The following is a 7,568-nucleotide window of genomic DNA, read 5'->3' as shown; positions in this document are numbered from 1 at the left end:
TGGCCTCGATCACGACTTGCGGGTTGAACTCGCTCGGGATGCGTCTGACTGCCCGCATTTCGGCAACGCATTTCGGCAAGGTTGTGATCCGCAGTCAGGTCGGATAGTGAGGGTGCTGTGGGTGCGAAGACGAAAATCTCGGTGATGGTGGACGACACTCTGCTGCGCGAGGTCGACAAGCTTGCACACGGTCGGAAGCGTAGCGAAGTCTTCGAAAACGCTCTCGCTGCCTGGGTGCGTCGCCACCGGCAAGTTCAGCTGGACCAAGCAATCGAGGCCTACTATCGCACGCAGGGCGCTCGGGAGCGTGGCGAGGATCAGAGCTGGGCCGCGCTGGGTGACGAAGCCGTGCGCCGCGAATGGGGCGATTGACTCCCGAAGAGCAGTTCCCGCGCCGCGGTTACCTTTATTGGGTACGGATTCCCGACGAACCGGGTGCGAAACGCCGGCCAGCATTGGTGATCTCACCCGACAGCCGAAACCGCTTTGCGTCGGATGTGCTGGTGGTGCCGATCTCTACGACGCTGCGTGAAGCGCCAACGCACGTGCGTCTGCGCAGTCGTGAAGGTGGGCTGCTCCGTCCCTCGATGGCGAAGTGTGAGCAAATCACCACGCTGCGCCGCGAGCGCCTCTTACCACCACCGCTTGGTGGTGGCCTTTCACCGACGCGGATGATCGAGATCGAGAAGGCGATCCTGCGCGCGATCGGTGTGCCGATCTCCTGAACACCGGGGCGACGCGGGCGGAACCGAGCCGCCGCCGGGCCGATATCAGTCTCGGGAGCGCCGACCTGCATCACGGATGCGCGGTGAACTCGCGGCCAGGTCGGAGCCCCAGGTCGGGTCGGACTGGCGCAACCTCGTGATGCGGTCGCCCTTTGATCCGAAAAACGGCTGCTGCGAAGGGCTTACTGCCCCGTTTTCGACACCGCAATAGGGGCTGTAACACGTGGTGACCGTAGCCCGTCCGTCCTTGCTCCAGCCATCTCGATCCCGAATATGCGGCTATAAGACCTCGGGGCGCGTTGTGAGTTGCATCTTATCGACGCGTCGCCAGCCGTTGCGCGGGTCCGACCCAGATGAGGCAACGGTCGCTCCCGTGCAGCGGCAGAAAGGTTCACGTGCGGTAGCAGCGAAATGGCGGCAGTCCGTTTCAACGGACTTTCTCGAACCGTAGCCGGAGAATTCCATTCTCCGGTGACGGAGGGCACGTCGTCGTGCCGTTACGCGCAGACCAGGTCGACGGCCGGCTCGCCGGAGAATAGAATTCTCCGGCTACGGTAGGAAGAAGTCGTCTGAAGACGACTGCAATACGACATTATGATACAGTGATGACATGCCATATTGGAAGCTCTACTACCATTTGGTGTGGGCCACCTTCGAACGGCTTCCGCTGATCACTCCCGAGCGCGAAGCGATCCTCCGCACCACGCTGTACGTTAAGGCGAAGGAGCTGCGCTTGGTGCTGCACGGCCTGGGAAACGTCGCCGACCACATCCACGTGGTAGCGTCGATCCCGCCAGTCCTCAGTGTGGCGGCCTGTGTCAAACGACTGAAGGGCGCCAGCTCGCGGGCGGTGAGCCTCCAGGCGAGCGCCGGTCAGGTATTCCGCTGGCAGGAGGGCTATGGCGCCCTGAGCTTCGGCGAACGCTCGCTCGAAACGGTGGCCGCCTACGTGCACAACCAACCGCGCCATCACCGCGAGCGAAGCACGCTGGCCCTGTACGAGACCACCGACGAGCACGGGATCCCGCAGTCGTCTTCAGACGACTTTCGGCGAACGTAGCCGGAGAATTCCATTCTCCGGTGACATGCTGGGGACCTTTCTGCACCCTGTGTGAACGGCTGGACAACGACCTCGCTGGCTACAGGCGTTCTGCCCGTATCGGCCTAAAATCTACGATGGTCAAGTATCTTCGGACGGCTGGAGATCAGTCGTCAGCTCCCTCAGCCCGGTCGGAATTGAACAAAAGGCGCCCGGAAAGCGTGAGTCGAGGGCGTTTCGGATCAGAAGCGGCCCGGAAGAGGTGATCCCGAGGCAATATTGACCTGTGCGGCCTCGGGAGATCGTGGTCCAAGCCCCTGCGCGACGTTTTCTTGGTCGGACACGCGTAGGTTGTCAGCCCGCAGGACCTGCGACGGTTTGGCCAGCCTAAATCCTAGGCACGCAGAGTCTGCAGGGGCTCGACCACGCGTTTCCGAAGCCGCGTCACGAACTTTGGGAGGGGTGTCGTCCTATATTTTAGGCACGCAGATCATCCGAGGACTCGACCAACGGCTTCCCAAGGCGCGACATGAATTTCGAGGCGTGGATCATCGCGTATTTCGGGCACACATGATCTATGAAGACCGCACCGAGCGCTGCCGCGAGCGATTTGGAATCGGAATCGAGCGCAAGAGGCTCTTCCGGCACGTTGCCGAGTTGTGCACGGACCCGCAGGCGACCGACCGCATCAGGCACGAACCATAGCCCGCTGATCTATCGATGGGAGAAGGGAATAGAAGCCTCCGGCGACCTGACGGCCGCCCGCGCGGTTTTGAAGTGCGTCGGCGAGCGTGCGTCGTGTTCAGGACAAGCGCAGCCGGCACCGTCGCGCTTGTGGGCTTCCCGTGAAGGGTGTATAGGTAGGCGTATGCCTCGAATGCAGGTGTACCTCCCCGAAGCCATGTACGAGCAAGTGAAGGCGCGTGGCCTCCCGGTCTCGGAGCTCCTGCAGAAGGCCGTCCAAGCGGAGCTGCGTCGACAGGATCTACTCCTGGAAACTGATCGGTACCTTGCCGATCTGATCGCGGAGGTCGGGGCACCCAGCGTCGCCCAGCGCGCGCGCGCCGGTACCGTGGCCCGGCGCCTTTCGCGACGCCCCGTTCGTAAGGCGGGGTGACAGGCGTGCTCGTCCTCGATTCCGGCGGAGTCAGCCGGCTTGCTGAACGGTCCCGGCAGGCGGCTGCGCTGATCCTTGCGCTGCGGGAGCAGGGCCTCTGGCCGCCTGTCGTCCCCTCAGTCGTCCTCGTCGAGTGCCTGCAAGGTCATGCTGGTCGCGACGCGCCCACGAACCGCTTTCTAAAGACGTGCGACGTCGTGGAGGAAATTCCCGAACCGTTGGCGCGGCGCGCTGCGCGGCTGCGCAGGCAAGCGCGTCGAGGTTCCGCCGTCGACGCACTCGTCGTTGCTTTCTCGGAACCCGATGGAACCGCGCTCACTTCGGATCTCGACGATCTCGCGGCGCTCGCCCAGCACGCGAACGGCGTGAGCGTGGAGAAGGTCTGAGCCGATGGTGGGTCGCGCGTCGAGTGAGAGCCGAACATGCGCATTCAGCGGAGGCGCACGAAGACGCGCGCCGCTGATGCTGCGCGTTCCATCGGAATCCGATGGTAGTCCCTGATGCCCGAGACAGACCTACGTCCGCTCGGCGCGGAGTTGGCGGACGACCTGCGACGCCACCGCCGCCTTGGGCCAGCCGCCGTAATGGGCGACGTGCAGGATGAGCTCGTCGATCTCCGCGTCGCTGAGGTCGCCGCTCTTCATGGCGGCGCCGAAGTGCAGGCGCAACGTCATCTCGTTGCCGAGGCCCATGAGGACGGTGAGCGTGATGAGCCGGCGCTCGCGGACCCCTAGCCCCGGCCGCGCCCAGACCTCGGCGAACAGGTGCTCGATCGTCGCGTCCAGGAAGACGTCGCCCGGAATGTCGGGCGGCGTGAACTGCATGACCTCGGCGAACTTCGCGATTCCCTTCTGGCGCTTGTCAGAACCGGGCATGGATCTCCTCCTCGTTGATTGCACAGATCAGTCGCAGGGCGTCGGAGCGCGGCGGCGCGCTGGGCTTCACCTCAGCGACGGTTCTCGTCCTCGAGCCCGTAGACGCGCGCCATGAGCTGTTGACAGAGCGCCGTGCCGGGCAGCGCCACGCCGTATTCGCGCGCGAACGCCAGCGTGACGGCAAGGTCCTTCTCGGCCAGCGTCGTGAAGGCACGGAGCAGCCGTTGGAAGTCCGCGTCCTTCCGCTGTTCGGCGCGCAGCCGATGCAGCATGAGGAAGGCGCGCATCTGCTCGGTCATGTTGCCGTTGGCACACGTAACCGCCTCGAGCGCTTCCATCGACAGCCCTGCACGGCGCGCCAGCAGCGTCGCCTCGAAGGCGGAGAGGAAGCCGAGGTAGGTCATGAGATTGTTGCACAGCTTGGTCGCCGCGCCGGTACCGAGCGCGCCGGTATGGATGATCTGTGCGGCCGAGGTCGCGAAGGCCGGGCGGCAGCGTTCGAGGTGCGCCGGATCGCCGCCGACCATGTACGTCAGCGTCCCTTGCTCCGCACCCATGGCGCCGCCGGTGATGCAGGCGTCGACGACACCGACACTGCGCGCCGCCGCGGCCGCCCCCACCTCCGTGACCGTGCGCGGCAGAATGGTGCTGTGCAGCGCGATCACCGTCCCAGCCGCCGCGCCGGCGAGTAGACCGTCCTGGCCGAGGACCACGGCCTGCACGTCGGCGTCATCGCGCACGCAGACGCCGATGATGTCGGACGCGGCAGCGACCTGGCGCAACGAGTGCGCGCCGCGGGCGCCCGCGGCGACCAACTCGTCGACCGCAGCGGGAATTAGATCGAAGACCGTTGTCTCCAACCCGCCGGCAACGAGGCGGCGGGCCATCGGCTTGCCGATGTTTCCGAGCCCAACGAAACCGACGCGCAGCGACATGTCAGCGGACGATACCCACAATTTACCTTGCGAACAATATGTCAGCCCTGGTGGTGGGGTCGGACCGGTGCAACCTGCTGCTGCGGTAGCCCTTTCGTCCGAAAAACGGCTGCCGCGATGGGCTTACTGCGTTGCCTTGCGAGTTGGGGCGTTTCTCCTTGTCGACGGCAACGGCGTGAGCTATCTGCTGTTGCCGTGTTGCTCTGGTGGCGTTGGAAGTGGTGATACCGCAGGGGAACGGGAAGGGGGTGACGACCACGACCGCAATCGCATATCCGCTGGCCTGGCGTATCATCGGTGCGCTGTTGACCGCCATCAGCGGTGCGACTCTGCCCGTCCTGCTCGTGATCATCGTGGCCGGAATCCATTATTTCCCGCCGCTGATGCTGATGCGCGTGTTCTCCATCCTCGTCCTTGCGCCCGCAAGCGCGGCCTGGCTGATCAAGCGCGCGTTCACGGCGAGGGTGGAGGTCACCGGCGGCACGCTGGTGATCGAGCGACACGAGCTGCGCGTTGAAATACCGTGTCGCGCCATCGCCCGCATCACTGCCTGGACGATCCCGTTGCCCGGCACCGGGTTGTGGCTCCGCCTGCAATCAGGCCGGCGCTTTCGCTACGGACTGCAGCTGGACGATCCGACCGCCTTGCTGGAAGCACTGGCGGAGGCGGGCGGGTTGGAGGGGGCGCGCGTCCTGCTCCAGCATCCGAGCGTGCTGTACGCCCGCGCCAAGCACAGCGGCCCACGCTGGCGCTGGTATCACTTGTTGCTGAAGTTTCCCGCCTTCGCGTTAGTCCCCACGCTGCCGCTGTTCCGAGTGGACCAGATCATCGTCTGGGGCGGGACGTTCGGCCAGTACTACCTGCGCGGGCTGAAGCCGTACCTGCAAGGGTTCGGTCTGTTGTGGACTGTGGTGACCATTGACCTCGTGATTTACGCGGGCGGGTGGCGGATCCTGGCAGAGGCGGGGGTGTTGCTGGCGGCCTGGGCCGCACCCTCGCGCGCGGCGAGGGTGCGGCGCCTGGCTGAGGTCGCCTGCCGGGTGCTCTACTACGTGGGCATCCCGGCGCTGCTCATTCGGCGTTTTCTGCCGTGGTGAGCGTCACGGCGTGGCCGGGTCGTAGACCGACAGCTGCCAGCCCATACGCTCGTGGCCGTACAGATTCCAGAACGGGTTCTTGCCGTTGATGTACTGGTTGGACGGGATATCCGGCGGGGCTGAGCCTGTCCCCGTACCACCGAACATGCCGACGGAGATCGTGCCGCCATCGTACGTCGGATGCGTGTCGTCCGACTGAATGTAATCGGCGCTGGTGCTCGAGCTGATGAATTTGACGTTGGCGTCGCGGATCGTCAGCTTCAACGTGCCCGTGATCCGGGTCACGTAGGCGCTCTCCGACTCGCCCTGCACGTACTTCAGGCCATCGGAATCGATTTGCCCATCGCCGTTCGAGTCGTAATCCGCGCCCATGAACTGCGCGAAACTGTCGGCGCACTTGAACCCGTACGTATTGGCGAAATTGCAGGTGCGCCAGTTGATCTTCGCCAGATACGGGAGGAACGCGTCGCGCAGGTTCGGTTTCGTGGTCGTGCCGGAGTTCGTGCACGACGCCGCGTGGTTGTCCGCGTTGTAGCCGGGGTAGTACAGGTTCGAGACGATCTTCAATTTGACCCCGGAGTAGACGTTGGCGTTGATGAACGACATCGCGTTCTGGAGATAGGTAGTGCAGTTATTCAGCGCGTTGTTCAGTGGGGTGTAGTCGCAGGTGCCGGTCTGGCCGGCAAAGCTGCTGCGCGCCTGCAGTCCGTCGTTGCCGCACATCTCGAAGGTGACGATGCGCGTGTTCGTGGCCTGCATGTAGGATTTCTCGGCCACGATCTTGTTGTTGTAAATGTCCGACGCCACGGCGCCCGACTTCGTGCGCCGGATGGTCTCGACGTCGGTGTTCCAGTAGTTGGAGGCGTAGTCGCCCTGGACCGTCGGCGCCGAAAAGATGGCGACGGGGTTCCCAGACAGAAGGTCGATGCCCTTGTAGCCGGCGTAAATCGAGTCGCCGTACGCGACGACTCTGTACTTCGTGGTGATGTTGGGTCGGTCGATGGTCCACGACACATTCTGCGTCAGCGTGCTCGCCATCGCGCTGGAGCCGATCGCAACGATTGCCGCGAACGCCATCAGTTGACCTGCTCTTCGAATCATAGTCTCCCCCTTCCGTTGTGAGTTGCACAGCACACGATACTTAACCTCCGGAGTGCCGCTTAGCACAATCGAGAAACTGGCGTCAACACAAAAACAGACAACAACGGACAGACAAAAACGCAGCGTCACCAAAAATATCGCGGCTGGTGTCTTGGGCGCACCATTGCTACGGCGAGGCGGGCGCCGTTTCCGTCGCGGCCGCTCAACGGTCTGGCGCAGGCGGGGACTCCGGCCCCACATCCACGTGGGGCCGCGATCGTCTCGCCGCCTGCTCGGCCTGTTCGGGACTTACGGGAGCGCCCTTCTCGGGCACCTCCAGCGTCTGAGCGCGCATTCCCGGAGGCGCCATCTCGGGGGGCACGACGCGGTTTTCGGGCAAGGGAATCGGCTCACCCCGTTCATCGAGCGGTTGGTAATCCGGATGGAACATCAAGATCGCAGGCAGCTGATAGCCCTCGTCCGTCGTCTGGTAATGTCGCACGTAGCCAGGCGGTAGCTCGAAATCCTCCGGCACGACGATACCGCGTTTGATCGGTTTGGTGCCCGGCGGAGGGAACAGTTGGATACCAGACGGTTGCTCCTCCATCGCTTCCTCCGAAGTGGTCTCTGGCGCGCTTGCGGCCGGCGCACCCGGAACAGCCTCGGGCGCCGTCGTCGGCCTTGGCGTGGTATCCGCCTG

General features: G+C 64.2%; 11 protein-coding genes. 6 read left to right on the top strand and 5 right to left on the bottom strand.

What is annotated here, in order from left to right; translation table 11 throughout:
* The first annotated feature begins 117 nt into the window (after positions 1 to 117).
* From VF515_12375 to tnpA, 3 genes are all read left to right on the top strand, one after another.
* Positions 118 to 372: a hypothetical protein gene (locus VF515_12375; protein HEX7408431.1), complete on the top strand. Its 255-nt coding sequence runs from the start codon at positions 118 to 120 to the stop codon at positions 370 to 372.
* On the top strand, positions 360 to 725 hold the full coding sequence (locus VF515_12370; GenBank protein HEX7408430.1) for a type II toxin-antitoxin system PemK/MazF family toxin: 366 nt from the start codon (positions 360 to 362) through the stop codon (positions 723 to 725). The genes VF515_12375 and VF515_12370 overlap by 13 nt, the downstream gene beginning before the upstream one ends.
* A gap of 610 nt (positions 726 to 1,335) precedes the next feature.
* A complete protein-coding gene (tnpA, locus tag VF515_12365; protein ID HEX7408429.1) occupies positions 1,336 to 1,785 on the top strand; it encodes an IS200/IS605 family transposase in 450 nt (149 codons plus the stop codon).
* Positions 1,786 to 2,241: 456 nt separating this feature from the next.
* Here tnpA and VF515_12360 read toward each other — a convergent pair whose 3' ends face one another.
* On the bottom strand, positions 2,242 to 2,460 hold the full coding sequence (locus tag VF515_12360; protein ID HEX7408428.1) for a hypothetical protein: 219 nt from the start codon (positions 2,458 to 2,460) through the stop codon (positions 2,242 to 2,244).
* Between the two features lie 181 nt (positions 2,461 to 2,641).
* Here VF515_12360 and VF515_12355 point away from each other — a divergent pair, with 181 nt between their 5' ends.
* Both VF515_12355 and VF515_12350 read left to right on the top strand, forming a co-directional pair.
* Positions 2,642 to 2,881 (top strand): hypothetical protein, encoded by a 240-nt coding sequence (locus tag VF515_12355; GenBank protein ID HEX7408427.1) that lies wholly within the window; start codon positions 2,642 to 2,644, stop codon positions 2,879 to 2,881.
* A 5-nt stretch (positions 2,882 to 2,886) separates the two neighbouring features.
* The gene (locus VF515_12350) at positions 2,887 to 3,267 is read left to right on the top strand and encodes a hypothetical protein (protein HEX7408426.1); all 381 of its coding nucleotides are present in this window, start codon (positions 2,887 to 2,889) and stop codon (positions 3,265 to 3,267) included.
* Between the two features lie 129 nt (positions 3,268 to 3,396).
* Here the strand turns inward: VF515_12350 and VF515_12345 are convergent, their stop codons facing one another.
* Positions 3,397 to 3,756 carry a carboxymuconolactone decarboxylase family protein gene (locus tag VF515_12345; protein ID HEX7408425.1) on the bottom strand — a complete coding sequence of 120 codons (360 nt, stop codon included), beginning with the start codon at positions 3,754 to 3,756 and terminating at the stop codon, positions 3,397 to 3,399.
* Positions 3,757 to 3,827: 71 nt separating this feature from the next.
* Positions 3,828 to 4,691, bottom strand: a complete 864-nt coding sequence (locus VF515_12340; protein ID HEX7408424.1) for an NAD(P)-dependent oxidoreductase — start codon at positions 4,689 to 4,691, stop codon at positions 3,828 to 3,830.
* Between the two features lie 248 nt (positions 4,692 to 4,939).
* Between VF515_12340 and VF515_12335 the strand changes: the two genes are divergently transcribed.
* Positions 4,940 to 5,788, top strand: coding sequence for a hypothetical protein (locus VF515_12335; GenBank protein ID HEX7408423.1), 849 nt, complete (start codon positions 4,940 to 4,942; stop codon positions 5,786 to 5,788).
* Between the two features lie 3 nt (positions 5,789 to 5,791).
* Here the strand turns inward: VF515_12335 and VF515_12330 are convergent, their stop codons facing one another.
* Together VF515_12330 and VF515_12325 are read right to left on the bottom strand one after the other, a co-directional pair.
* Positions 5,792 to 6,865, bottom strand: a complete 1,074-nt coding sequence (locus VF515_12330) for an SGNH/GDSL hydrolase family protein (GenBank protein ID HEX7408422.1) — start codon at positions 6,863 to 6,865, stop codon at positions 5,792 to 5,794.
* Positions 6,866 to 7,091: 226 nt separating this feature from the next.
* On the bottom strand, positions 7,092 to 7,568 hold a 477-nt coding region (locus VF515_12325; GenBank protein HEX7408421.1), incomplete at its 5' end, for a hypothetical protein.

The sequence above is a fragment of the Candidatus Binatia bacterium genome (assembly GCA_036382395.1).
In the GTDB taxonomy this organism is placed as follows: Bacteria; Desulfobacterota; Binatia; order HRBIN30; family HRBIN30; genus JAGDMS01.
This window is presented reverse-complemented; position numbering and strand designations above follow the sequence as displayed.

Coding starts and splice junctions, on each gene's coding strand:
- VF515_12370 (HEX7408430.1), top strand. CDS start 360: ATGGGGCGATTGACTCCCGAAGAGCAGTTCCCGCGCCGCGGTTACCTT.
- tnpA (HEX7408429.1), top strand. CDS start 1,336: ATGCCATATTGGAAGCTCTACTACCATTTGGTGTGGGCCACCTTCGAA.
- VF515_12355 (HEX7408427.1), top strand. CDS start 2,642: ATGCAGGTGTACCTCCCCGAAGCCATGTACGAGCAAGTGAAGGCGCGT.
- VF515_12345 (HEX7408425.1), bottom strand. CDS start 3,756: ATGCCCGGTTCTGACAAGCGCCAGAAGGGAATCGCGAAGTTCGCCGAG.
- VF515_12340 (HEX7408424.1), bottom strand. CDS start 4,691: ATGTCGCTGCGCGTCGGTTTCGTTGGGCTCGGAAACATCGGCAAGCCG.
- VF515_12330 (HEX7408422.1), bottom strand. CDS start 6,865: ATGGCGTTCGCGGCAATCGTTGCGATCGGCTCCAGCGCGATGGCGAGC.